We start from the raw sequence: 23,325 nt of genomic DNA on the forward strand, positions 1-23,325 counted from the left end.
TAAAGGTCTTTTTTATATTTTTAGGTGGTTTACCAGAAAGTTTTAAATAAAAAACCTTGTTTTCTTGATTTGTGCCCAGGTCGCATAGCCTGGTATTGCGCAGGATTGCTAAGTACTTTAGTGCTTTAGAGAACCTACAATGCCAAAAAGATAAAAAACGCAAACATCCTGTCCCTTTGGGATCGTGAGTTCAAATCTCACCCTGGGCGTTTATCCTTCTAGGAGCATAGCCGTAGTAAAAATTACGGCTATTTTTTATAACCATTAATAAATATGCCTTGGCTTTTCTTTAAATGAAAAATGGATGGAAGCAAACAACTGAACATATATCCAACGAGAGCTAGAGCATTCAAGAAGGAAGAATTGCTCTTAAAGAGTGAAGATATAAGTGATGCGAACAAGGAATTGATAATGCGGTTTCAAGACTACTTGTTTAGCAAGAACGTAAGCGAGGTTAGAGTGGCAAAGCTATCTGCACAGCTAAGAAGATTATGTGATTGGATAGCTGAGCTTAATATTAACAAAGATTTGTCTGACTTAAAATATGCTGACTTAACGAGACTGATTGCATACATAAATTGTTTAGAGTCTTTAGCGCCTGCAACTCGTTCTGATTATAGGCGATGCTTAAAACAGTTTTTGAAATGGCATAAATACGAAGATGAGCGATTCTATGAATCTGATGAATTACTACGCAGGGACCTTGAGAAGCTCTATAATTATATATTAAAAGATGTTAGTGTTTCATATCCTGAAGCAGACATAGATCCATCAACAATAATAAATGATGAAGACATACGTTTAGTAATAGAAAAAGGAACAAGCTCACCTAAAGAAAAAGCATTCCTGGATTTACTTCAAGAAACAGGCGCAAGAATAGGTGAGTTCTTGAACTTGCGTATTAAAGATGTTATTTTCGAAAAAGATCATGCTAAAGTCTTAATACCGTACGGTAAAACAGGATCAAGACAAGTGTTCATATTAAGAAGCATACCAACACTTAGAAAATACTTAGAGGTACATTCTCTAAGAGAAAATCCTGATAGCTTTTTGTGGATTTCTGATTCTCCAAAAACAAGGAATCAACCAATGATGCATAGCGGCACAAGAAAAATGGTTAGTAAGTGCTTTGAGAAAGCAGGCTTAAAGAAAAGATGTAACTTACACTGGTTTAGACATAGCAGAGCAACAATACTCGCACCAAAACTAACAGAAGCAGTTCTGTGCAAATACATGGGTTGGTCAACAGGGTCGAAGCAAGTACGAAGATATGTGCATCCGTGTGTGTCTCAAGTCGAAGATGCTTTTTTAGGTATGTATGACTTAACCAACGGTAATAAACCTAAAGAAACCACGTTAAAATGCGTGTGTGGGACAGTGAATCCTCTCGAAGAGAAATACTGCTATAGGTGTTATCAGCCACTGAGATTAGAAACGTTGATGCAAGAGAAAGAGATGCTACACTCCGAGACAAATAAGTCAATACAACTACTAATGGAAATAAGCAAGAACCCGGACCTAATGGCCAAATTCAACGAATTCAATAATACTATGAATAACAACCTCTAAAGAGTTTTTAGTTAATATTTGCATCCATAATATTTTTGAAATAGTAATAATATTTAAAGATGTAATTATGTTTAATTGCATACAATGGAAAATTGCATATTTTGTAAGATTGTAAAAAATGAATCGCCTTGTTGGAAAATTTATGAAGATAAATTGGTGATAGCTATATTTGATATTTATCCTGCAATAGAAGGACATATCTTAGTTATTCCAAAAAAACATTATAAAGACATATATGACATTCCTGAAGATTTAATTAGCCATATCTCTAAAATTTGTAAAAAAATAGCCTTGAATATTAAAAAAACAATTGGTGTTGAAGCAGTTAATTTAATTCAAGGGAGTGGTAAATACGCACAGCAAGACATATTTCATTTTCATATGCACGTTATACCTAGAAGAAAAAATGATGACTTTAAATTACATTATGAACCAAAAATAAACATTAAGCAAAAATTCGATGACTTATTAAATAAAATAAGCTCTGAAAAAATTTAACCATGTATGGTTTTTTTAATAAATTCAAATCTTTCCTTACTATTAGCAACAGCCTCTTTATTCGATAAATTTATTAAGGTTGTTTTATTTTTTTATAATTATGGTTAAAAACTTTGTGAATCCTTATGATGTTAAAGGTATTGTTGATTATGATAAATTGATTGAAGAATTTGGTTTAAAAAAAATCGATGACGCATTATTAAACAGAATAAAAAATATAACAGGAGATCTTCATCCTATGCTATCAAGAAAAATATTTTTTGCGCATAGAGATTTAAATTGGTTATTTGATGAGTATGAGAAAGGAAATAAATTTTTTATATATACTGGTTGTGGTCCTTCAGGACCTATACATATAGGACACATACTAGTGTGGTATTTTACTAAATGGCTTCAAGAAAAGTTCGGTGTAGATGTATATTTTCAATTTACAGATGATGAAAAATTTATGTATAAAAATATGACTTATGACGAAATTCAATATTGGTTAAATGAAAATATTCTTGACGTTATAGCTGTGGGATTCGATCCGAAAAAAACACATTTCATAATTGATACAAAACATGCAGGATTATTATATCCTGAAGCGATAAAGGTGGCTAAAAAAATTACTTTTTCAACAATAAAAGCAAGTTTTGGTTTTAATGATAGTACAAATATCGGTTCAATATTTTTTACATCTATGCAAACAGTTCCGGCTTTTTTACCAAGTATTTTGAAAAATAAAAAAATTCCTTGTTTAATTCCTCATGCTGTTGATCAAGATCCTCATTTTAGAATAACTAGAGATATTCTTCCGAAATTAGGACACTATAAGCCTTCAAGTATACAATGTTCATTTTTACCTCCGTTAAGTGGGATTGATGGAAAAATGAGTAGTTCTGAATCAATTAAAGGAATTTTGACAACAGACACATTTAAAGAAATAAAAAATAAAATAAACAAATATGCCTATTCAGGCGGTCAAGAAACTTTAGAAGAACACAGATTAAAAGGAGGAAATCCCGAAATCGATGTTTCATTTCAATATTTAAAATATATGTTTGAGGGATCAGATGAAAAACTTTTACAAATAGAAAAAGATTATGTTTCAGGGAAACTTTTATCTGGCGAATTAAAAAAAATTACTATAGAAAAAATTACAAAATTTATGTCTGATCATCAAGAAAGAAGAGAATTGGCAAAGGGAAAAGTTTCTCAATTCATGCTAAAACACTAATCTTTATTTAGAAAATCCATTGTTGGTAGTAATAATTTATCTATTTTATTTCGGTAAGTATTGCTTGTTTCACATTCGTCTCCTACTACGGTTAAAGGGCTGATGAAATTATCTAGTTCTATTAAAGATTTTTTTGAAAGATAAAATTCTGAATTTGGCAAATAATGAACTAATTGTTCTATTTCTTTTCGTTTATTTTTTTTATTAAGAACATTTTTGTATTTTTTCCAAAATGAAAAGTCTTTTTCTCGCATAGATTTCACACTTTCTGCTAAATTATATGTGGGTTCGCCAGATAAACGACCATAAAGCAAACCTATAAAAAAATAGTTTTGCATAGCAAAAACTTCTGCTAAATCTGGGTCTCTTTGTTCGTAGGATTTTACTTTTAATACATTCCAAATTAGTTTAAACCACATAGATTCCATTTCGGATTCTGATGTTCCTTTTTTTAAAGGCATATTTGCAAATTTAATAAATTGTTCCTTGATGTTTTTATTTTTTGAAAAAACAAGTTCGGCTTTATTTAAAAGTTTACTAAGAAGATTCACATCGTAGCTAGAAGGTATGGTGAATTTATTTTCTTCATAAAGCATTAACTCTAATCTTGAATCTTTAATGTGGTAATGTAGTGATTGTATTTTAGATATTTTTTCAGAAGTCACTGCAAAAAAATCAAAATCTGAAAACGTCGATTGTATGTTGTTTGTTTGTTTTGCTCTTGACCCACATAAAAACATTCCTTTAATTTCTGACTCGCCATATAACGCATCAATAAATCTGTCAAATTCTCTTAATTCAGGGTATTTATTTAAAAAAGTGTTTATTTGTTTCATCGTAATATGTTTTATCAAATTCTTTTTTGTTTTTTTTAATCCAATTTAAAATCTCGTTATTTGTCTCTTTACTTGTATAAGGAGACATAGGATATAATTTAAATGTTCTGATTTTATAACGACTCGATAGTGAGAAAACCCATTGGTTTTTGTTATTATTTTTGTTTAAATATTTATAAAATTCTCTTTGATAATTATTTATTTGTTCTTGTTTAGATTCATCAAAACATAACATTTTTTTAAAATTCATTTTATTATTAAAAGGATTTATAACAAATAATGTGCACCAGCCTAGAGCATGATCGTTACATGAAACAAAAGTTTTATCTTTTCTTAATTTCTCTCTTAAATCTTCAGCCACATCAATGTAGTTGCCTATTAAATATTGAAATCCTTTTATTCCTAAAGAAGATAATGAAATATATGCCGAAACGGGCCCTATTGCGCTTCTAGATGTTTCTAAAGTATATTGTCCAGGGGAATAACCTGAAATCTCAAAAGATTGAGCTGTTGCTCCTCTTGAACCTTCTGCAACGTATTTTATATCTGTTTTATTTTTTAACATGAAAACACTCGAAATATACTGGGTAAACCCGGTTTTATGAAAGTCTACTCCGAATGAATCTGCATATTTTAATTGTTTTATTTTAGTATTCATAATTTTTATTTTTTTAAGACTTTTTTTTGAAAAAGATAAAGGATTTTTTGAGAAATCATATTGGTTGAACATCAAAAAAACCCAACCGCTTACTGCATCAACATGAATATGTGGTTTATAATCAAGATTGTATTCTTTATAGATTTTCTCTCTGATTTTGTAAACTTTATAAATAGGATCGACAGAATAGTCATAAGATTCTCCACCATTTAAAATAATACTTCCAATTTTTTTACCTTTTTTTATCGCTTTTATCATTTCACGTTCTAAATCCGCAGGACATATTACTCCATTATGAGTTTTTAAAACTATGTCGTTATTGATGCCCACTCCGAGCCAATCACAAGAAGTTCTGTGACAAGAATGTGTTTCTTCATTGTCTATAAAAACTATATTTTTTACACCTTCAAGAGAAGCATTAGGTTGACTTTTATTTAGTCCAATTTTCATACCATAAAGATTTGTTCCTGTTCCTCCAAACGTAAATATGCCTAATGATTTTTTTTCATTCCAATTAACTAAATTACTAATAAATTTAGTTAAGTCTTTTTCTAGTTCTAATAAATTTCCACAACCAATTTCAGTTACTAAAGTTGGATTTAACATATCAATTAAGACTTGAGAAGAGATACTTGGCAAAATAGGAGGTGGTGTGACATTAAATTGTGTTCTTGTAGAACGCCAAATCAAACAATTATTTAAATAATATTGTAAATTTGAAAAAACTTTTTTCAAATCTTGTGGTTCTTCAATATTAAAAATTTTGTTGTTGTTTGTTACTAATCTAGGGGAGTTTTTATTTAAGTGTTTAGAATATATTGAATTTATGAAGTTTAACTGCCTTTTTATTTCATCAATATTTAAAGAATTTTCTTCTCCAAATAGTTGTTTTATTAAAGTTTTATTAACTTTTTTTGACATTAAGTTATAGAGCCTCCTGAGTATTTATAAAGATTGTTTGTTAAAACTCGGAAATTTTGCGATTTTTTTTTTTTTTTTTTTTTTTTTTTTTTAAGTATTATAAATAATACGCGCAGTATTTTTTTGGTTACTTTTTTTGAAAATTTTGTTATTGTTTGCTTGAATTCTAGGTCTGTAATGTTTTTGACTTGATAGAATTCAACGTATTGGTCTTTGTCATTCGTTTAATTAATGTGATGTGTTTTTTTATGTAAGAATGTTTGTAATAAAAAAATAATAATTACGCACCATGGTTGGAGAGGTTTTTCAATAGTGCGTAATTTATTATAAAAAAATTAGTTATGATTGCATCCACAACTATTTACGCGTTCATCTTTTTTGTTTAATTCTTTTTTTGTCTTTTTTTCATTCATTTTAGCACCTCCGTGTGCTTATAATAATTATGTTGTTTAACGCACGTTTATAATTAACCTCGCATTATCAAATTTTATACTAAAAAAACTTTGTTTTTTTGTATCCTTAAAATTTGCCTTTTAAGAAAGTGTTCAGTCATACCCTGTCATTTAGGTCGGGGTTGAACACTTTCGGCAAATTTTCATGATTTTGAAGTTTGCTTTGCGAATTCGCTTTCAAACACGAGTTCTTTTAACAGTTTTCTATCTGAGTAAACTTCGCCTTTCTGCATTCTCTCAGGAATAACATCTAAAGATGCGTGTTTTCCGATTGCAATCATTGCCTCTATGTGATAGTCATCAGGTAAATTTATGACTTTTCTTGCTCGTTCATAATCAAATCCTGCCATTCCGTGAGTAATTAAACCATTCATAGATGCTTGCAATGCTAATGACATCCACGCAGATCCTGTATCAAATGAGTGTGTTGGATTAGGTTCTCCTTCATCATTTGTTTTTTTAGATGCAACAATAACTAGTGCTGCTGCATTTTTGCTCCACATCTGGTTGAATTCCGCTAATAAATTAAAAAATTCGCTCCATGCAAGGGTTCCATTCATTGCATATATGAATCGCCATGGTTGGATGTTGCTTGCTGAAGGAGACCATTTTGCTGCTTCAAATAGAGTCATTATTTCTTCTTTTGTTACATCTTTTGATATTGCTCTAGGCGACCATCTATTTAAAAAAATAGGATTTATGTTGTGTTCTGTTTTTCTTGTATTTTTCATTTTATTTACCTCTATTACTAGAAATGTACTTGTGGCATTTATAATTAACCTTATATTATCAAAAGTTTCTTTTGAATAAGGTTTTGTTTTAAAAAGAAGTTATTAATATATAAGTTAGAAATTTCAAGTTAGAAATTTCTCATTTAAAAAAATCTTTATCAATATATTTTTTTGGTTGTAAACTTTTTTTTAGGTTTATTCTTTTGAGATTCGTGTTTTAATAAATTGTTTAGTTATATTTATTTAATTAAAATTTGAACATTCAAAGCAATTTCTTAATTTTACAAACTCGGCCCTGTACTTGTAGGAGCATATATTATTGGCTTAATGTCTTTATTTTTTATAGTTGATATTATTTTATCTGTTAATCGCCATGCAACATCTATTTCTTTATCACACATAAATATTTTTTTATTTCCAAGTAAACATTCTTTTAGTATGACTTCGTAGCCTTCAGGGGAGTTTGCTTTAAATTCGCATGTTGGGCAAAATGTCATTTTTACAGGAGTCAAATTCATTTTCTCTCCTAAAAGCGCTGTATTCATTGTAAGTTCAACATTTTGTAAAGGTTGAATGTGTAAAAATAATTTGTTTGGCGCAGAACCAATATCGCAGTATAAAGTGCATGGTTCTTTTTTGAACTCTATTTCTATGTATGCTTTTTTCTCTTTTAGCATTTTTCCTGTTCGAAGAATCATCTCTGTACCTTTCCATCTTTTTGTTTTTGAGTGTAATTTTAATTCGACAAATGTTTCTGTTTTTGATTCTGGATTAATGTTTTTGACTTCTTCTTGATATCCTGCGTATTGTCCTGTAATAATTTCTTCTTTAAAGAAAAGTTTTTGGATGGCTTCGATTTTAGATTTCTTGAAGTCATTTTCATCTAGGCTTTTTGGAGGTTCCATGAGTATGAGTGATAATGTTTGAAGTAGATGATTTTGTACCATGTCTTTTATGGCGCCTGAATCGTCATAATATCCTAGTCTGTTACCAACACCTAGTTCTTCATCAACAACTATTTTTATTCTGTTTATAGATTTTGAATTCCACACACTTTCAAATAAAGGATTTGAAAATCTTAGTCTTAAAATATTTTCTATTGTTTCTTTTGCTAAGTAATGGTCTGCTCTGTATATTTGTTCTTCTGTAAAATATTTTTTTAAAGAAGCATTCAATTTTTTAGATGATTTTAGGTCATATCCGAATGGTTTTTCAGCGATTATTCTTGTGAATCCTTTGCCATTTATGCAACAAGAATGAATACTTTTTGCTATGGTTTCAAACAGCTTGTAACTTGTTGATAGATAATATAATCTCCCATCTATTGTTGTATCTTCTATGCTTGCTAGTTTATTTTTTAAGTTGTTTAATGATCCTTCCTTCTCTATGTCGGCGATAAAATAGTTTATAGTCATATTCTTTGCTATTTCTTTTTCTTGTAAGAGAAAATTTTTATATTCTTCTTCAGTATATGTTCTTCGTCCAATGCCAAGGACGTTTATCTTAAAATCAGCATTATTCTTCGCAATAGAATTTATGGCTGGGATAAGTTTTCTTTTAGCTAAATCTCCAGTTCCACCAAATATTATTATTGTATAGTTCTTCATCTTAGCGCCTCATCATAATTTTTTGTGTGTTTTATTCATTGGTCTGTTAGGATTATTAACTCACTTATTTTTTGAAGTGTTTTTTCTGGTAACGACTTCTCAATTTGTTTATTGAGAAAATGTTTTAATGCATCTTTTTTTGATAATCCTGAAAAGATAACAATTCCAAGTTTTGTTTTAGATAGTAATGATGGTGTCGCTGTGAATCTTTCGCTTGGCGGTTTTGGTGAGTCATTAAAATAAGTGAATTTTTCATTTTCAGGGTAATTCTTGTTTGGAAATATTGCTCCGACGTGGTTGTCCTCTCCAGAGCTTAGTATCACGATATCAAAAAAGCCACCATACTTATTTAATTCTTTTTCATACTCGTTCTTTGCAGAATTAGCATCAAGACTAGTATTTACAGGATGTATGTTTTCTTCAGTAATTTGCCCTTTATTTATCAATTCATTTAATAAGTGTTTTCTTAAGAGATGATAATTACTTTCTTTATCTTCGTGCGGGACGTTGCGTTCATCAACTAAAAAAAAATGTACTTTAGTCCATTCTGGTAATTCCTTTTTTGCTAATAATTCATATATTCTTGATACACTGCGACCTCCTACTAATCCAATTGTTATGAATTTTTTTTGTTCTCCTAATAATTTAAGTGCGGATACTATGATGTCTGCTCCTTTTTCAGATAGTTCGTTTTCATTATTAACTTTTATTAATTTCATCTTCATCAAGTTTTTCCTTTCATTTTTTCTTTGTAATGCCGTGGCCACCGAACTCGTCACGAATTACTGCGACGACTTTAGTTCCATAATTCTTTTTTGTTTCAGAGTCGTATCTTACTTGAAGGCTTTGTGCGATTACAGGTATTGATACATTATGTTTTTTTGCATCTTCAACGGCCCATTTTCCCTCTCCGCTATTAGGAATAAATCCATCAACATCTTCAAGTCCGGGGTTGTGTTTTAATCCAAGATTTGTCATTTCCATTAAGAAAGAGCGAATTATGCTTCCATTATTCCATACGTCTGTAAGTTTGATTTGATCAATATCTTGGAATGGTCCATTTTGTATCATGTCGAGTCCTTCTCCTATTGCTTGCATCATACCATATTCTATGGCGTTATGAACCATTTTCACGTAGTGTCCTGCGCCATTATTTCCAAAATAGCCATAACTGTTAGGGATGCACATGTCTTTTATTATTGGCTCTATCTTTTTGAAATTTTCTTTATCGCCGCCAACCATCATGCAATATCCTGTCTTTGCTGCTGCAAGGCCTCCTGATACGCCTACATCAACATAGTGTATATTTTTCTCTTTAAGCTCCTTTGCTCGTCTCATGGTTTCAGTATATTTACTATTTCCTCCATCTATGATGATGTCTCCTGCATCTAAAAGCGGATTTATTTGAGTGATGACTTCATCAACTGATGTGTGTGGAATCATCAACCAAATTATTCTCGGTGCATCAAGTTTTTTTACCAAGTCATTATATGATTCTGAAGGAATTGCTCCTCTCTCTTCTGCGAGAAGTTTAACTTTGTCTTGTGATCTGTTAGCAACTACTACTTCGTGTCCTTTATCTAATAAGTGTTCTACCATGTGGTAGCCCATTTTTCCAAGTCCTATAAATCCTATTTTCATTTTTTTCACCTGCGACATTTTTTTAAATTTTAAACAAATTATTCTTAATTAAATTATCTTTAACTATTTTATTTATTATTCTTATTCACATAGCCTTTTAATAATAATTTGCCCATAGAAGATAATTTTATGTAAAGATTCTTGTTTACTGATTTCGTGTCGACTAATCTATGATACTTTAGGCCTTTATACTTATCCGTTCCATTTATATGATAAGATAATAAAGATATTGACATCTTTAATTTTTTTGCAACATCATTTAATGATTGATATTCTTCTTTATTTAATTCATTTAATATCTTCATCTTTATAGGGGTGATTTCATTATAATAAGATAATTTCATTATAGGAAGTAAAACAATCATCTCTCCTGCAACATCGAATGCTTTAAGTCCATTTGCATATGATGCGCTAATTGATGCGCAAGTAGTTGTGTGATCTCCTGCGCCGACGTTAACTATTAATTGGTCGTTAGGATAAATTTGGCAAATGTCTGCGAATATTTCAAATACGCTCTCTAGCGGGTTTCCTTTTATTTGTTTTATCTCTGATGGGACTGTGAATTCAGCTAATTTACTTGATGTTTTTTTTGCTACATCAAATAATTCTGGTGTTGTTATTAAGATGACTTTTTTTGTTGGAAATTCTTTCATGCCGATAAATAAAGGTTTCATGTTTCGTCCAACAGGTGCAATTAATATGTGGCTCATAAATATATAGAAAGTAAGAATAGTATATATACTTTGTTTTTATTATCAAAACAAACTTTTGAAGAAATAAAGTAAGGTTTAAGTAGTTTGTAAGCTTTCTTAATTTATCGAAACAATATTTATTACATTATTTATTAAAAAAAGGTGATTTAAAATGGAAAATAATAATATGAAAGTATTAATTTTTTATGGCTCAGTTAGAGAAACCAGACAAGGAATAAACGCTGCAAGATTCATTGAAAATAAAATAAAAGAGAGAAAAATAAATGTTGAATTGATAGATCCTTTGGTTTATAATTTGCCGATGCTTGATAAAATGCACAAAGAATACACAAAAGATAACGTTCCAAAAAAAATGGATGAACTATCAAAAAAAATACTTGATGCGGACGGGTTCATAATAGTAACTGGGGAGTATAATCACAGCATCCCTCCTGCACTTAAGAACATGCTCGATCACTATCAAAGAGAGTATAATTTTAAGCCAAGTGCGATTGTAAGTTACTCTGCTGGAAGCTTTGGAGGTGTTAGATCCGCAGTTCATCTTCGAGCAATACTCGGCGAGCTCGGAATGTCATCAATACCATCTATGTTTCCTGTGCCTTTCGTGCAAGACGCATTCACAGAAGAGGGTGTGCCTATAGATGAAAAATATAATTCGAGAATAAAAAGATTCCTTGATGAATTTGAATGGTATTTAAAAGCGCTTAAAGAACAAAGACTAAAAGGTACACCTTACTAAAAATAAGAATCAAATCAAAAAAGTCGGAGATTTGAAATTGTAAGGTTAAAATCTCGCCTTGGGTGTCCTTTTTTCAGATTTTTTTTTTTAAGCAAGTTTTATATATTCTTTTTCTTTTTCTTTTTTTTTATGGTTCCTGTTGTTTTTTTCTCAGAGGTTTCTGTTTCTGATTCTTCTGATAAGATTAATGAAGTTGTTTATACTTTGTTATCTGAATTTGTCAGATTTAAGGATTTTGAATTAGGAAAGTGTGTTCCTTTAAAGGTTACTTTCGGGGAGTCTGGTAATAAGACTTTTATTCCTGCTGGTTGGATGCTTGGTGCAATTGATTTTTTGGCTGAGAAAAAAATTGAGAGTGCTTTCATGGAGACTAATGTTTTGTATAGGGGTGAACGTACTAATAGAAAGGATCATGTTTCTTTGGCTATGAGGCATGGTTTTACTAGATTGCCTGTGGTGATTGCTGATGGTGAACTCGGTGAGGCTTATGAGTATGTTAAGATTAAAGGAAAGCATTTTAGTAAGTGTATGATTGCTAAGGGTGTTGTTGATGAATCTCAATTATTAGTTGTTAGTCATTTTAAGGGTCATGTTCTTGCGGGTTTTGGGGGTGCTATTAAGCAACTTGGGATGGGTTGTGCTTCTCGTGGGGGTAAGCTTGCTCAGCATATGGGTTCTGCTCCTATTGTTAATTCTTTGACGTGTAAGAAGTGTAATATGTGTGTTGAGAAGTGTCCTGTTCATGCTATTAGTATGAGTAGTTTTTCTGCGCGTATTGATTCAAAAAAATGTATTGGTTGCGCTGCTTGTATAGCTGTTTGTCCTTTTAATGTTATTAAAATTAATTGGGTTGCGAGTCTTGTTAATAATTTTTCTGAGCGCTTAGTAGAGTATGCTTTTGCTTCTCAGCTTAATAAGAAGAATATTTATTTAACTTACGCTGTTAATATGACTAAGGATTGTGATTGTATTGGTAAGGAGATGAAACCTTTGATTGATGATTTGGGTGTGTTTGTTTCTGATGATCCTGTTGCTTGTGATCGTGCAATTCTTGATTTGTTGAAATTGCGTGAGGGTAAAAATGTTTTTTCTGAGAAGAATACTTTTTTGCATGCTGATAAGATTGGTTTTGGTTCTCAGGAGTATGTGTTGAAGAAGTTATGATTTTTCTATTTTTTTGGTTGTTTTTTTCTTAAATAATTGCGCGAATCCTTTGAAGTAGCCTTTGTTTGTTAGTGGTACTAGTACTGATGTTAGTACTATGCTTATTAGTATTATTGCGAGTATTGGTGGTGCTAGTTGTTCGGTTCCTGGTACTCCTGCTTGTATTGTCACGTTTACTAGTACTGCTGCTGCTAGTCCTTTTGGTATTAGTATTTCTAGGTTTGTTCTTGAGTAATCGTCTAGTTTTTGTTTTCTGTATGCTAGTTTTACTGATAATGGTCTTATCATGTACATGCTGAATACTATTATTCCTGCTGTTATGAATATTATTGGATTCGTGAAGTCCATTAGTGCGCCTAGATAAACGAAGAAGAATACTTTTACGAAGAATGATATTTCGCTGAAGAAGCTTTGTGCACTTTTTGATAATACGTTTATGATTTCTTCTGAGTCTTGTTTTGTTTTTGTTTTATTTAGTGATAGTATTGTTTTACTGTTTCCTAGTATTAGTCCGAATGCTAGCGCCGCGATTGCTCCGCTTGCGTCTACGAATGGGCTTTCTACGAATGCGTATAGTGCGATTACTACTGCTATTGTTACTACGTGTGCTCTTCTTAGGTTTTTGAATTTGAATAATGTGAATATCCATGCTACTCCTATTATTCCTCCTACTACTAGTGCTAGTGAGAATGATGATATTATTTCTTTGAATATTTGTGTTCCTGATATTTCTCCTGAGAGTATTATGTTCATCATAGTCATTGCTCCTACAATGCAGAGTACATCGCTTATGGCTGATTCTAGCATCAGTGTGCTTCCGTGTTTTTTGTTTAATGGTAACATGTTAACTAGTGGTATTACTACCGCGCTGGATATTCCTCCAACTATCATTCCGAATAATAATGCTAATTGTATGTTTAGTCCGAATAGAATCATGGATAGTATGCTTGTTATTATAACCGTGAACACGAATGATATAATGGTTAGTAGTGATGCTTCTTTTACTGAGTTAAAAAGGGTTTTGAAATCTATTGCCATTGCTCCTTGGAATAACAAGTATACTAATGTGAATGTTGCGAATAGGCTTGCTCCTCCTCCGAAGTTATCAGGGTGTATTATTTCAAAGTAATGTCTTAGAAATATTCCTATTGTTATAAGTATTAATACATCTGGTATTCCTGTTCTTTTAAATAATAATTCTGAGAAGTAGCCTATTATTATGATGGCTGCGATTATTGTGAACATAGTTAGTGTATTCATTTATTTACTCTTAGTGTTTTGTTTTAATTATAAATTTTGCTAATTTTTTTCGTGTTTATACTATTATTTTATAAATAATATTGGCTTTCTTTTTTTTTATGAATGATTTTACTTATTCGATTGTTACGGAGAAGAATTGTGAATCTCTTTGTGTTAAAGAATTAAAAAACAGATTCGGTGTTGTTGCTTCAGCTAATAAGGGATTTGTTGATTTTTGTGCTTCTAACGAGGAAGCTCTTAGGGTTGCTTATTTTTCTCAGTCAGCTACGCGTGTTTTGTTAAAAATAGGTTCTGGTTCTTTTAATGATTTGGATGATTTGCTTTTGAAGATCGGGTCTGATTTGAAGAATAATGATGCTTGGTTTTCTTTGTTATCAAACACGTTTAAATCTTCTTGTTCTAGACTAGGGGTTCATGATTTTAATAGTGTTATTGTTGAGCAAGAAGTTTCTAATGTTGTAAGAAAAGAAATAATTAGTAAGGGTGGTTCTTCTACGCCTGATTATAAATCTAGGGAGCTTGTTTTTTTTGTTTTGATTAATGATGATAATTATTTGTTAGGCGTAGATTTTATGGGTAAGGATTTGAGTAAGCGTCATTATTTAATTTTTAATAATCCTAATGCTATTAAAGGCACTATTGCTTTTAATTTGTTATTGTTTTCTGGTTTTGAACCAGGTATGGTTTTGCTTGATGGTTTTGCTTTGGCAGGCGTTATTCCTATTGAGGCTGCTATTTATGAAAAAGGAGCTTCGGTTAATTTGTTTTCTAAGGATTTTTTGTTTCCTTTAAAGCTTAAAGATATTAATGAATCTTTATTGAGTAAGTTTGATTCTGAGGTTCAAGAATTTAAGAAGTCTGGTAATATTTTTTCTTGTGATGCTAGTTTTCCTAATTTAGCTGCTCAAAAAAAGAATTCTAGGATCGCGGGTGTTGAAAAGAATATTTCTTTTGCTAGGGTTGATATTGCTAATCTTGATATTAAGAATTTTAGTAAAGAAATAGATGTTGCTTGTTCTAGGATTCTTGAGGTTTCAAAGCATGTTCCTGAGTCTAGGGTTGTTAAGGCGTATAATGATTTCTTTGTTGCTGCTAAAGAATTTCTTGGTAAGAAAGGTTCTGTTAACGTGATTGTTAGGGTTCCTGATTTGTTGGAGGAAATTGCTAAGAAGCATGGTTTTAAAGTTAAGGATAAATTAGAGACTGCTCAGGGTCAACAAGTTTTTTTCTTTGTTAAATTAGTTAAGTATTAAGAAACGTTTATATTCTTGTTTTTGTTTTTTTATGATTGTTAATTTGGCTGGTTGTGTTATTATTAAGAATGGTTCTTTGTTGCTTCTTTGGAAGATTAAACGTAATCATTATGAGTTTCCGGGTGGTAAAGTTGAGGAGGGTGAGTCTTTTGAAGAAACGGCTATTCGTGAAGCTAAAGAAGAGCTCGGAGTGAATGTTTCTTTGGTTAAGTACTTAGGTTTTAAAGAGTTCAATTTTAATAATAAGGTGTATAGGAGTCACATGTTTTTATCTAATATCGCCGAAGGTGAAGTTCCTATGGTTGCTGAGCCCGATGTTTTTAAAGAATTATTTTGGTTGCCTATTAAGAATTATGAGGATTATGGTGTTGCTTTTAACGTTAAGGCTTTCTGTGAGGATTTTATTAAAGAAAAGTATTAGTGTTTTTTTTTGAGAAGTTTTTTATATTACTTTTTTCTTTCTGTTATTTATGTTTAATAAAAAGTTCTTTTTGTGTTGTTTTTTTGTTTTATTAGTTTATTTCTTTATTATTCCTGTTTCTGCGGTTTTAAAGTCTGATTCTGCTGTTTTTGATTTAAGGTTTGATACTCCTATTAGTTTCGTTGTTGAGCAAGATAGTTCTTTTCTTTATTTGGATGTTGAATTCGTAATGGTTCCTCTTAGTGATGGTAGACAAGTAGTTTTGTCTTCGAGTTTTTTTCCTGACTTTGTTTCTTTTGAAGATGGTGTTGCTAAGTTCAGGCTGAATAAAGCTGATGACATTGTTTTAGTGTCTCAGTTTAGAGTTCAGACTAGTAAAGCTGTTGTTCCTGTTATGAGTAAGGTCGATTTTCCTTTGAAGAATCTTGATCCTGTTTTTTTGGAGTATGTTTTACCTTCTGATGTTTTTGATGTTAATGAGGATATTAATTCTTTAGCTGTTCAGTTATCTCAGGGAAATGATGATTTGTTTAAAGTGGTTTTTTTGTTAGCTGAGTGGGTTAATAAAAATGTTGTTTATGATTTGGATACTGTTTCTTCTGATAAGCTTCCTGCTTCTTGGGTTTTTGAGCATAGAAAGGGTGTTTGCACAGAGTATTCTTCTTTGTTGATTTCTCTTCTTAGAAGTTTAGGGATTCCTGCTAGAGAAATTTCAGGTGTTGCATATACGGATTCTTCTTTGTTTCCTACTGGTTGGGGTTTTCATTCTTGGGTAGAAGTTTATTTTCCTGGTTATGGGTGGGTTTCTTTTGATCCTACTTATGGTCAGTTTGGTTTAGTGGATGCGGGTCATATAAAGTTGGGTTCTGGTTCTGACGCGGTTAAAAATTCTTTTTCTTGGCGCGGTAGAAACGTCGATGTGATTCCTGGAGAAACAGGTCTTAATGTTTCTATTTTGTCTAAGCAAGGTTCTGCTGATAAGTCCATGTTGTCTGTTTCTTTGTCTGTTTTAGAGGATGAGGTTAGTAAAGGTTCTTTTAATTTTTTAAGAGTTGATTTGCAGAATAATAATGATTTTTATGTTGCTGAGACTCTTCGTTTATCTGGTGTTGATGGATTGCGTTTTTTATCTTCCAGATCTAAGTCCTTAGCTTTAGGTCCTGGTGAGAAGAAATCTGTTTATTTTGTTTTTGAAGTTACTAATAAGTTGAGTGATAATTTCATGTATACTTTTCCTTTGCGTCTTTTTGTTGGTAATCAATTTTTTTCTTCCGAAATAAAAGTTTTTAAGGGGTCTAGCATTGTTTTAGAAGAAGATGTTTTGTTGTTTTTAGATGAAGAAAAAGAATTAGTTCTTGGTTTAAGATGTGAAGCTACGCCTATTATTAGGGTTGGTGAATCATTATTGGTTTCTTGTGATTATTTAAATGATGAGGGCTTATTGTGTCTTGGTGATTTTTGTGAATTCGTGAATGAAGATTTTTATTTGAGTTTAGAAATGTTTGAACCTGGTTTTTTTTCTAGACCTGTTTTGTTTGAATCTAGTAAATCAGGTTCTTCCAGGTTGTCTTTTGTTAAATTCTTAGTTATTGATAATTCTTCGTTGGATTTATCTAAGACTTATCAATCTGATGTTATTAATCCTTCTGATATTGGTTTTTTAAACATTTCTTTAAAAAAGAATTCTTCTAGTGTTCCTTTGAATGTTTCTTTATTTATTGTTCATGATTATTTTGTTGAGGAAATGTTTTTTGATAGTGTTGATAACGAAGTGGTGTTTATTTTTAATTTTCCTGCTAGGAATCTTAAGAAAGGGATTAATGAGTTTTTAGTTAATGTTACTTTTGTTGATGTTCTTGGAAATCAATTCTTTGAAGAACTATATTTGGAAGTGAGTGTTGAAGGGTTATCTTTATTAGATGAAGTTGATTTCTTTTTTAGAAAAGTGTATTTTTGGTTTAAGAATTTGTGGTGATTTATTTTGAGTGAAAAGAAAAAAAGTATTGTTGATAAAATGAAAGAAGTTGTTGTTCCTGATACTAGCGTGATAATTCAAGGAGTTATTTCTAAGGAATTAATGGCTAATTCTCTTGAATTTAAAAGAATCGTGGTTCATGAAGCTGTTATGGCTGAGCTTGAAAGTCAAGCTAATAAGGGTAGAGAAACGGGTTTTATTGGTCTTGATGAAATCACTAAGATAAGGGAGTTATCTTCTAAGAAAGGATTTGAGCTTATTTTTTCTGGTAATAGGCCTGGTGATTTTGAGATAAAATTTGCGAAGTCAGGGGAGATTGATTCTTTGATTCGTGACTTGGCTGGTAAGGAGAATGCGACTTTGTTAACTGCTGATGTTGTTCAGGGTAAGGTTGCTTTAGCTAAAGGTCTTAGCGTAATTATTTATGATGTTCATGTTGTTGAGAAGGATTCTTTGTTGTTGGAATCTTTTTTTGTTGATGGTGCGATGAGTGTTCATCTTAGGGAAAATTGTGTTCCTAAAGCAAAAGTTGGTAAGCCTGGTTCTTGGAGTTACGTTGAATTAAATAAGGATGTTTTATCAAAGGAGTTTCTTGAATCTGTTAGTTTGGAATTAGTTGAATTTGTTAAGTCTGATGATCATAGTTTCTTTGAATCTGATAAGAAGTTTAGTACTATTCTTCAGGTTAAAGATATGCGCGTAGTAATTGTTAGGTCTCCTTTGTCTGATTCTTTTGAGATAACAGCTGTGCGTCCTGTTTCTAAATTAAAGTTTAATGATTATAAGATTGATGATTCTTTGAAGCATCGTTTGTTGAGTAAAGCTGAGGGTGTGTTAGTTGCTGGTCCTCCTGGTCATGGTAAAAGTACTTTTGTTCAATGTTTAGCTGATGAGTATTCTGCGCTTGGTAAAGTTGTTAAGACTTTAGAGTCTCCTAGGGATTTAGTTGTTGATAAATCTATTACTAGGTATGGTTCTTCTATTGCTCAGCACTCTGAGATAAGAGATGTTCTTTTGTTGAGTAGGCCTGATTTTGTTTTGTTTGACGAAGTTAGGAACGTTGAAGATTTCAGGTTGTTTTCTGATTTAAGACTCTCAGGTATTGGTATGTTAGGTGTTATTCATGCGTCTCAGCCTATTGATGCGGTTCAAAGATTTATTGGTCGTTTAGATTTAGGGGTTATTCCTCATGTTCTTGATACAGTTGTTTTTATTATGAATGGGAAGTTAGAAAAAGTTTTTTCTTTGAAGCTGGGTGTGAAGGTTCCTTCTGGCATGTTTGAGTCTGATCTTGCTAGGCCTGTTATTATGATTAGTGATTTTTTCACGGGTAGATTAGAATTCGAAGTTTATAGTTATGGTGAAGAAGCTATTGTTGTTCCTATTTCTGTTTCGGATAAAAAGCCTGTTTATGTTTTGGCTGAGAAACAAATAATTGAAGAATTGAATAAATTGGGTGTTGATGATGTTTGTGTAGAATTTGTTTCAGATAATAAATGCGTTGTTTATGTTCTTAAAGATCAGGTTTCTTTAGTTATTGGTCCTAAAGGTTCTGTTATTTCTAATCTTCAAAAAAAACTTGGTTTGAAATTAGAGGTTTTGGAAAAGAAACAATCTAAGAAACAAGTTAATAAGGATTTGATTAATTTTTCTTGTGTGGTTAATGCTAAGTATTTAATTTTTGATTTGGATAAAGAATTTCAGGATTGTTTAGTTTCTGTTTTTGTTGATGATGATTTCGTTATGAGTGTTAAGTCTAGTAAGAAATCTCAGATAAAAGTTAGTGCTGATAGTCCTAATGGTAAAGCTTTGTGTTCTGCTTTAAAACAGAATAAAGTTATTAAGATTTTTCTTGCTTAATTTCATTATAAATGATTGGTGCAATTAAACATTATCAATTCATGATTCTTATTTTCTTTTATTAGTATTTCTGATACCGAGGCGTTTTTTGGTTTATCCCACTTTTTTAAAAAATTTTCAGAATGTTTTTCAAGATATTTTAACAATGTTAATTTTACGCCTCCGTGACAAACAACCAAAACTGTTTTGTCTTTGTGTTTTAGATAAATTTCTTCAAAGAATGCTTTTATTCTTTTAATCATTTCTTCATTTGTTTCTACTGTTTCTGGTAAGTTATTCCAATCAAAATATTTAGGGAAAGGACTTCTTGGAGTTTTCCAAAATTTCTTTCTCTTATTCTTTTATCAAGTATTAATTTTATATCTTCATGGTACTTTAAAATTTCTTTCGCTGTGTTTTTTGCTCTTTTTAAATCGCTAGAATAACAAAAATTTATTTTTGTTTCTTTAAATCGTTTTCCTAATTTTTTGGCTTGTTCAATTCCTTCAATTGATAAATCAGTGTCTAGTTGTCCTTGACATATTCTTTCTTTATTATGGTTTGTTTCTCCATGTCTTATTATTATTAATTTCATTTTTTTATGTTCTTGCTTTTTTTCTGAATGGGCTTTCACAGTTGAGACTCACGTAGAATGGAGTGTTGAAAACATTATCTAAATTACCTGAGTCGTAAACTATTGAGAAACTATTATGAGTTGTTCTTTCAAGCATCATATCTATTCTTTTTCCAGTCATTATTATTAACATGTTTTTATCAATTATGTATTTATTATCTCGTGGCACATTTATTTCTTCTATCGAATTTAATCTGTTAAAATGAAGCATTGACTTGGCTATAGTGTTTATGCTATTTGTTGTTTCAGGTATAGTCATAGGTATTAGTCCTATGTTGTGTTTGTTCAAATAATTATTTAGTCTTATAACTTTTTCTTGTAGCGGTTTGTGTTTTTTTTGTTCTGCTAATTCTTTTCTTGTGCTCATAAGTAAGAAATCTATTTGTTTTTCAGGATACAAAGATTGTATTGGTTGTATTATTTTTCTGTATATTTCTTCTTTGCTGTTCTCACTTGTTCTTAAATAGCCTATGTCTCCTATTTTTGATTCGCATATTATTAAGCCTTCTGTTGATCCTTGTTGATATTCAAATAAGCCGTCGTACTCAGTTGTTGTTGCAAAATCAGAGTATGTTCTTAACATGTTTTTATTTATTACTATTTGGTTATATCTTGATATTCCTCTTAATACGTAATAATCATTTTCTCTTATTGTTCTTTGATCTTCATAAGGATTAAGATTAGTTTTTACGAATTCAAACTTTTCAAAAGGATTCTTTTTGTGCAGTCTTCGAAATAGTTCTTGAACTATTATTCTCATAATACTTTCACCTATTAATCCACTATAAGTTTCGGGTATTATGTTTTCTGTCATTTTTGTCCCGTTTTTATTATAGTTTAAAGAATACATTCTTATTCCGTATTCTTCTACTGACGGTGATTCTATTGAGAAAGTAAATATTGGTTTCTTATCAGGTCCTATTTTTTTAAAACCAAAAGATCTAACTCCGTGATTTTTTGAAAAAGTTAATTTATTGGTTTTTTTGCATTTTACTGGGTAAAATTCTCGCATAACTCTGTTTTCAAGATTCATTAATGTTTTTTTATGGAGTTGTGTTTAAAATCATTATGGCGTTCTAAAACTTATTTTGTTCTCTCTAATTTTTTTGCGGTTTAGAATTTTTAGAAAAATAGAAAAATAAAATTAGAAAATTTATCTTCTTAGTGCTGCTGCTAGTGTGCTTGCTGCGCTTAGTATTCCTGCGCTCATCACTACCCAGTCTCCGCTCAGATTTGAGTATCCTGCGAATCCTGCGCCTACTTTTATTATCCATACGTTGATGAAGAAAAATAATATACTCATCACGATGAACATAGTTGCACTTATTATTGTGAATCCTAATGTTAATCCTATTGGTGCTGGTCTCATTTTTTATCCCCTCCTTATTTATGGTAGTTGGTTGTTTTTTATTTATTTTGTGTTTTAGAAACATTTAAATTGTCTTGTTTATTATTTTGGTAAGAGGTGTTTTTTCGTGAAACGTTTTTTTAATGAACCTGAACCTAGGAAGATTGCTTATTTCTCTATGGAGATAGGGCTTGATGGTAGTATGCCTACTTATAGTGGGGGCTTAGGTGTTTTAGCTGGTGATACTATTAAGAGTGCTGCTGATCTCGCGGTTCCTATGGTCGCTGTTAGTTTGGTTCATGAAAAAGGTTATTTTTCTCAAAAGCTTGGCGAGGATGGTTGGCAAGAAGAAATTCCTAGTTCTTGGCGTATGGAGGAGTTTCTTGAGCCTTTGGATGTTCAAGTTATTATTAATATTGAGGGTAGAGAGGTTAGGATTAAGCCTTGGCGTAAAATTATTCGTGGTGTTAAAGGTTATGAGGTGCCTATTATTTTTCTTGATACTAATATTCCTGGTAATTCTGATTATGATAAGTCTTTGACTTCTTTTCTTTATGGAGGGGATCAGAAGTATAGGTTTGCTCAGGAAATGGTTCTTGGTATTGGTGGTCTTCGTATGCTTAATGCTCTTGGTTATAGTGGTATTAAGAAGTATCATATGAATGAGGGTCATGCTAGTCTTCTCACTCTTGAATTGTATAAGGAAACTGATAGTGCGAGTTTAGAAGATGTTAGGCATAGGTGTGTTTTTACTACTCATACGCCGGTTCCTGCGGGGCATGATCGTTTTGATGTTTCTTTGGTTAAGGAATTAATGCCTAGTTTTCCTTTTGAGATTCGTGAATTGTTAGATTCTGAAAACAAGGTTAATATGACTCTTATTGGTTTGTATTTTAGTAATTATGTTAATGGTGTGGCGAAGAAGCATGGTGAAGTTTCTCAGGAAATGTTTCCTAATTATCCTATTCATTCAATTACGAATGGGGTTCATTCTGCTACTTGGACGAGTCCTGAGATGCAGGAGTTGTTTGATCGTTTTATTCCTGAATGGAGGTTAGATCCTTTTACTTTGAGGTACGCTGCGGGTATTCCTGATGAGGAAATTCTTAAGGTTCATGGTGAGAATAAAAGGATTTTGATTGATGAGATTAATGCGCGTCATAATACGAATCTTGAGTATGATTTGTTTACTGTTGGTTTTGCTCGTAGGGCGACTTCTTATAAGAGGCCTGATTTGTTGTTTTTTGATATTGAGCGTTTAAAGCGTATTGTTGATGAGCATGGTGTGATTCAGTTAGTTTTTGCGGGGAAGGCTCATAAGAAGGATGTGGCTGGTAAGGAGCTTATTAAGAAGCTTTTCAGTATTAGTAAAGAAATTGGTGATAAGATTAGAATGATTTATTTGGATGATTATGATATTACTCTTGCTAAGGTTCTTATTCCTGGTGTAGATGTTTGGCTTAATACGCCTATGCGTCCTAAGGAGGCGTCTGGTACTAGTGGTATGAAGGCAGCTCATAATGGCGTTCCTAGTCTTAGTATTTTGGATGGTTGGTGGCTTGAGGGTTGTATTGAGGGTGTTACTGGTTGGAGTGTTGGTGATAAGACGCCTGTTGTTGATGAGCACGCTCAGAACGTTAAGGATGCTAATAGTTTGTATGATAAATTGGAAAAGATTGTTCCTTTGTATTATGTTGATAAGCATGCTTGGGCTGAGATTATGAAGTATACAATCGTGATTAATGCTTCCTTTTTTAATACGCATAGGATGGTTAGTCAATATGTGTTAAAAGCATACTTTCACTAATTTAACTACTAAATAGTTATTAAAAAACGAAACATTTATA

The 23,325-nt window shown here is 31.4% G+C and carries 22 protein-coding genes and 1 tRNA gene; 11 read left to right on the forward strand and 12 right to left on the reverse strand.

Annotation, left to right across the window (positions count from 1 at the left end):
• Positions 1–73 precede the first annotated feature (73 nt).
• The 4 genes from KO361_02985 (at position 74) to KO361_03000 (ending at position 3,286) form a co-directional block, all read left to right on the forward strand.
• A tRNA-Ser gene (locus KO361_02985) sits at positions 74–209 on the forward strand.
• 91 nt (positions 210–300) lie between these two features.
• A complete protein-coding gene (locus tag KO361_02990) occupies positions 301–1,569 on the forward strand; it encodes a site-specific integrase (GenBank protein MCC7574533.1) in 1,269 nt (422 codons plus the stop codon).
• Positions 1,570–1,653: 84 nt separating this feature from the next.
• The gene (locus KO361_02995; GenBank protein MCC7574534.1) at positions 1,654–2,067 is read left to right on the forward strand and encodes an HIT family protein; all 414 of its coding nucleotides are present in this window, start codon (positions 1,654–1,656) and stop codon (positions 2,065–2,067) included.
• Positions 2,068–2,164: 97 nt separating this feature from the next.
• Positions 2,165–3,286, forward strand: a complete 1,122-nt coding sequence (locus KO361_03000) for a tryptophan--tRNA ligase (protein MCC7574535.1) — start codon at positions 2,165–2,167, stop codon at positions 3,284–3,286.
• On the opposite strand, the gene KO361_03005 is transcribed toward KO361_03000, so the two are convergent.
• From KO361_03005 to KO361_03035, 7 genes are all read right to left on the reverse strand, one after another.
• A complete protein-coding gene (locus KO361_03005; GenBank protein MCC7574536.1) occupies positions 3,283–4,122 on the reverse strand; it encodes a hypothetical protein in 840 nt (279 codons plus the stop codon). The two genes, KO361_03000 and KO361_03005, sit on opposite strands and share 4 nt — an antisense overlap.
• Entirely contained in the window at positions 4,094–5,701 is a 1,608-nt protein-coding gene (locus KO361_03010; GenBank protein MCC7574537.1) for a hypothetical protein, read from the reverse strand. Before KO361_03010 ends, KO361_03005 begins: the two co-directional genes overlap by 29 nt.
• Positions 5,702–6,296: 595 nt before the next feature.
• Positions 6,297–6,884, reverse strand: coding sequence for a nitroreductase family protein (locus KO361_03015; GenBank protein MCC7574538.1), 588 nt, complete (start codon positions 6,882–6,884; stop codon positions 6,297–6,299).
• A 281-nt stretch (positions 6,885–7,165) separates the two neighbouring features.
• Positions 7,166–8,491: a glucose-6-phosphate dehydrogenase gene (gene zwf, locus KO361_03020; GenBank protein ID MCC7574539.1), complete on the reverse strand. Its 1,326-nt coding sequence runs from the start codon at positions 8,489–8,491 to the stop codon at positions 7,166–7,168.
• 35 nt (positions 8,492–8,526) lie between these two features.
• Complete coding sequence (gene pgl / locus KO361_03025) at positions 8,527–9,216, reverse strand: 6-phosphogluconolactonase (protein ID MCC7574540.1); 690 nt, start codon at positions 9,214–9,216, stop codon at positions 8,527–8,529.
• Positions 9,217–9,229: 13 nt separating this feature from the next.
• The gene (gnd, locus tag KO361_03030) at positions 9,230–10,150 is read right to left on the reverse strand and encodes a decarboxylating 6-phosphogluconate dehydrogenase (GenBank protein ID MCC7574541.1); all 921 of its coding nucleotides are present in this window, start codon (positions 10,148–10,150) and stop codon (positions 9,230–9,232) included.
• A 50-nt stretch (positions 10,151–10,200) separates the two neighbouring features.
• Complete coding sequence (locus KO361_03035; protein ID MCC7574542.1) at positions 10,201–10,842, reverse strand: winged helix-turn-helix transcriptional regulator; 642 nt, start codon at positions 10,840–10,842, stop codon at positions 10,201–10,203.
• Positions 10,843–11,011: 169 nt separating this feature from the next.
• On the opposite strand from KO361_03035, the gene KO361_03040 reads away from it, so the two are divergent.
• Complete coding sequence (locus KO361_03040) at positions 11,012–11,584, forward strand: NAD(P)H-dependent oxidoreductase (GenBank protein ID MCC7574543.1); 573 nt, start codon at positions 11,012–11,014, stop codon at positions 11,582–11,584.
• 129 nt (positions 11,585–11,713) lie between these two features.
• Positions 11,714–12,748: a DUF362 domain-containing protein gene (locus KO361_03045; GenBank protein MCC7574544.1), complete on the forward strand. Its 1,035-nt coding sequence runs from the start codon at positions 11,714–11,716 to the stop codon at positions 12,746–12,748.
• Here the strand turns inward: KO361_03045 and KO361_03050 are convergent.
• Positions 12,743–14,008, reverse strand: a complete 1,266-nt coding sequence (locus KO361_03050; protein ID MCC7574545.1) for a cation:proton antiporter — start codon at positions 14,006–14,008, stop codon at positions 12,743–12,745. The genes KO361_03045 and KO361_03050 overlap by 6 nt on opposite strands.
• Positions 14,009–14,106: 98 nt before the next feature.
• Between KO361_03050 and KO361_03055 the strand changes: the two genes are divergently transcribed.
• The 4 genes from KO361_03055 to KO361_03070 are packed head-to-tail and all read left to right on the forward strand — an operon-like array spanning position 14,107 to position 19,517.
• Positions 14,107–15,261 carry a hypothetical protein gene (locus KO361_03055; protein MCC7574546.1) on the forward strand — a complete coding sequence of 385 codons (1,155 nt, stop codon included), beginning with the start codon at positions 14,107–14,109 and terminating at the stop codon, positions 15,259–15,261.
• A gap of 31 nt (positions 15,262–15,292) precedes the next feature.
• The gene (locus tag KO361_03060; GenBank protein MCC7574547.1) at positions 15,293–15,682 is read left to right on the forward strand and encodes an NUDIX domain-containing protein; all 390 of its coding nucleotides are present in this window, start codon (positions 15,293–15,295) and stop codon (positions 15,680–15,682) included.
• Between the two features lie 49 nt (positions 15,683–15,731).
• Positions 15,732–17,657, forward strand: coding sequence for a transglutaminase-like domain-containing protein (locus KO361_03065; protein ID MCC7574548.1), 1,926 nt, complete (start codon positions 15,732–15,734; stop codon positions 17,655–17,657).
• A gap of 6 nt (positions 17,658–17,663) precedes the next feature.
• Entirely contained in the window at positions 17,664–19,517 is a 1,854-nt protein-coding gene (locus KO361_03070) for a PINc/VapC family ATPase (GenBank protein MCC7574549.1), read from the forward strand.
• 5 nt (positions 19,518–19,522) lie between these two features.
• Here KO361_03070 and KO361_03075 read toward each other — a convergent pair whose 3' ends face one another.
• The 4 genes from KO361_03075 to KO361_03090 all read right to left on the reverse strand — a co-directional run bounded on the left by KO361_03075 (position 19,523) and on the right by KO361_03090 (position 21,499).
• The gene (locus KO361_03075; protein ID MCC7574550.1) at positions 19,523–19,759 is read right to left on the reverse strand and encodes a histidine phosphatase family protein; all 237 of its coding nucleotides are present in this window, start codon (positions 19,757–19,759) and stop codon (positions 19,523–19,525) included.
• Between the two features lie 14 nt (positions 19,760–19,773).
• Complete coding sequence (locus KO361_03080; protein MCC7574551.1) at positions 19,774–20,091, reverse strand: histidine phosphatase family protein; 318 nt, start codon at positions 20,089–20,091, stop codon at positions 19,774–19,776.
• A gap of 4 nt (positions 20,092–20,095) precedes the next feature.
• A complete protein-coding gene (locus KO361_03085; GenBank protein ID MCC7574552.1) occupies positions 20,096–21,163 on the reverse strand; it encodes a hypothetical protein in 1,068 nt (355 codons plus the stop codon).
• Between the two features lie 120 nt (positions 21,164–21,283).
• Positions 21,284–21,499: a hypothetical protein gene (locus KO361_03090; protein ID MCC7574553.1), complete on the reverse strand. Its 216-nt coding sequence runs from the start codon at positions 21,497–21,499 to the stop codon at positions 21,284–21,286.
• Positions 21,500–21,656: 157 nt separating this feature from the next.
• Between KO361_03090 and glgP the strand changes: the two genes are divergently transcribed.
• A complete protein-coding gene (gene glgP / locus KO361_03095) occupies positions 21,657–23,285 on the forward strand; it encodes an alpha-glucan family phosphorylase (GenBank protein MCC7574554.1) in 1,629 nt (542 codons plus the stop codon).
• Positions 23,286–23,325 lie beyond the last annotated feature (40 nt).

The sequence above is a fragment of the Candidatus Woesearchaeota archaeon genome (genome assembly GCA_020854775.1).
GTDB lineage: Archaea > Nanobdellota > Nanobdellia > Woesearchaeales > 21-14-0-10-32-9 > 21-14-0-10-32-9.

Excerpts from the sequence above, each read along its gene's own strand:
- KO361_02990 (MCC7574533.1), top strand. The coding sequence starts at position 301 with ATGGATGGAAGCAAACAACTGAACATATATCCAACGAGAGCTAGAGCA.
- KO361_02995 (MCC7574534.1), top strand. The coding sequence starts at position 1,654 with ATGGAAAATTGCATATTTTGTAAGATTGTAAAAAATGAATCGCCTTGT.
- KO361_03005 (MCC7574536.1), bottom strand. The coding sequence starts at position 4,122 with ATGAAACAAATAAACACTTTTTTAAATAAATACCCTGAATTAAGAGAA.
- KO361_03010 (MCC7574537.1), bottom strand. The coding sequence starts at position 5,701 with ATGTCAAAAAAAGTTAATAAAACTTTAATAAAACAACTATTTGGAGAA.
- KO361_03015 (MCC7574538.1), bottom strand. The coding sequence starts at position 6,884 with ATGAAAAATACAAGAAAAACAGAACACAACATAAATCCTATTTTTTTA.
- zwf (MCC7574539.1), bottom strand. The coding sequence starts at position 8,491 with ATGAAGAACTATACAATAATAATATTTGGTGGAACTGGAGATTTAGCT.
- pgl (MCC7574540.1), bottom strand. The coding sequence starts at position 9,216 with ATGAAGATGAAATTAATAAAAGTTAATAATGAAAACGAACTATCTGAA.
- gnd (MCC7574541.1), bottom strand. The coding sequence starts at position 10,150 with ATGTCGCAGGTGAAAAAAATGAAAATAGGATTTATAGGACTTGGAAAA.
- KO361_03035 (MCC7574542.1), bottom strand. The coding sequence starts at position 10,842 with ATGAGCCACATATTAATTGCACCTGTTGGACGAAACATGAAACCTTTA.
- KO361_03040 (MCC7574543.1), top strand. The coding sequence starts at position 11,012 with ATGAAAGTATTAATTTTTTATGGCTCAGTTAGAGAAACCAGACAAGGA.
- KO361_03045 (MCC7574544.1), top strand. The coding sequence starts at position 11,714 with ATGGTTCCTGTTGTTTTTTTCTCAGAGGTTTCTGTTTCTGATTCTTCT.
- KO361_03050 (MCC7574545.1), bottom strand. The coding sequence starts at position 14,008 with ATGAATACACTAACTATGTTCACAATAATCGCAGCCATCATAATAATA.
- KO361_03055 (MCC7574546.1), top strand. The coding sequence starts at position 14,107 with ATGAATGATTTTACTTATTCGATTGTTACGGAGAAGAATTGTGAATCT.
- KO361_03060 (MCC7574547.1), top strand. The coding sequence starts at position 15,293 with ATGATTGTTAATTTGGCTGGTTGTGTTATTATTAAGAATGGTTCTTTG.
- KO361_03065 (MCC7574548.1), top strand. The coding sequence starts at position 15,732 with ATGTTTAATAAAAAGTTCTTTTTGTGTTGTTTTTTTGTTTTATTAGTT.
- KO361_03075 (MCC7574550.1), bottom strand. The coding sequence starts at position 19,759 with ATGATTAAAAGAATAAAAGCATTCTTTGAAGAAATTTATCTAAAACAC.
- KO361_03080 (MCC7574551.1), bottom strand. The coding sequence starts at position 20,091 with ATGAAATTAATAATAATAAGACATGGAGAAACAAACCATAATAAAGAA.
- KO361_03085 (MCC7574552.1), bottom strand. The coding sequence starts at position 21,163 with ATGAATCTTGAAAACAGAGTTATGCGAGAATTTTACCCAGTAAAATGC.
- KO361_03090 (MCC7574553.1), bottom strand. The coding sequence starts at position 21,499 with ATGAGACCAGCACCAATAGGATTAACATTAGGATTCACAATAATAAGT.
- glgP (MCC7574554.1), top strand. The coding sequence starts at position 21,657 with ATGGAGATAGGGCTTGATGGTAGTATGCCTACTTATAGTGGGGGCTTA.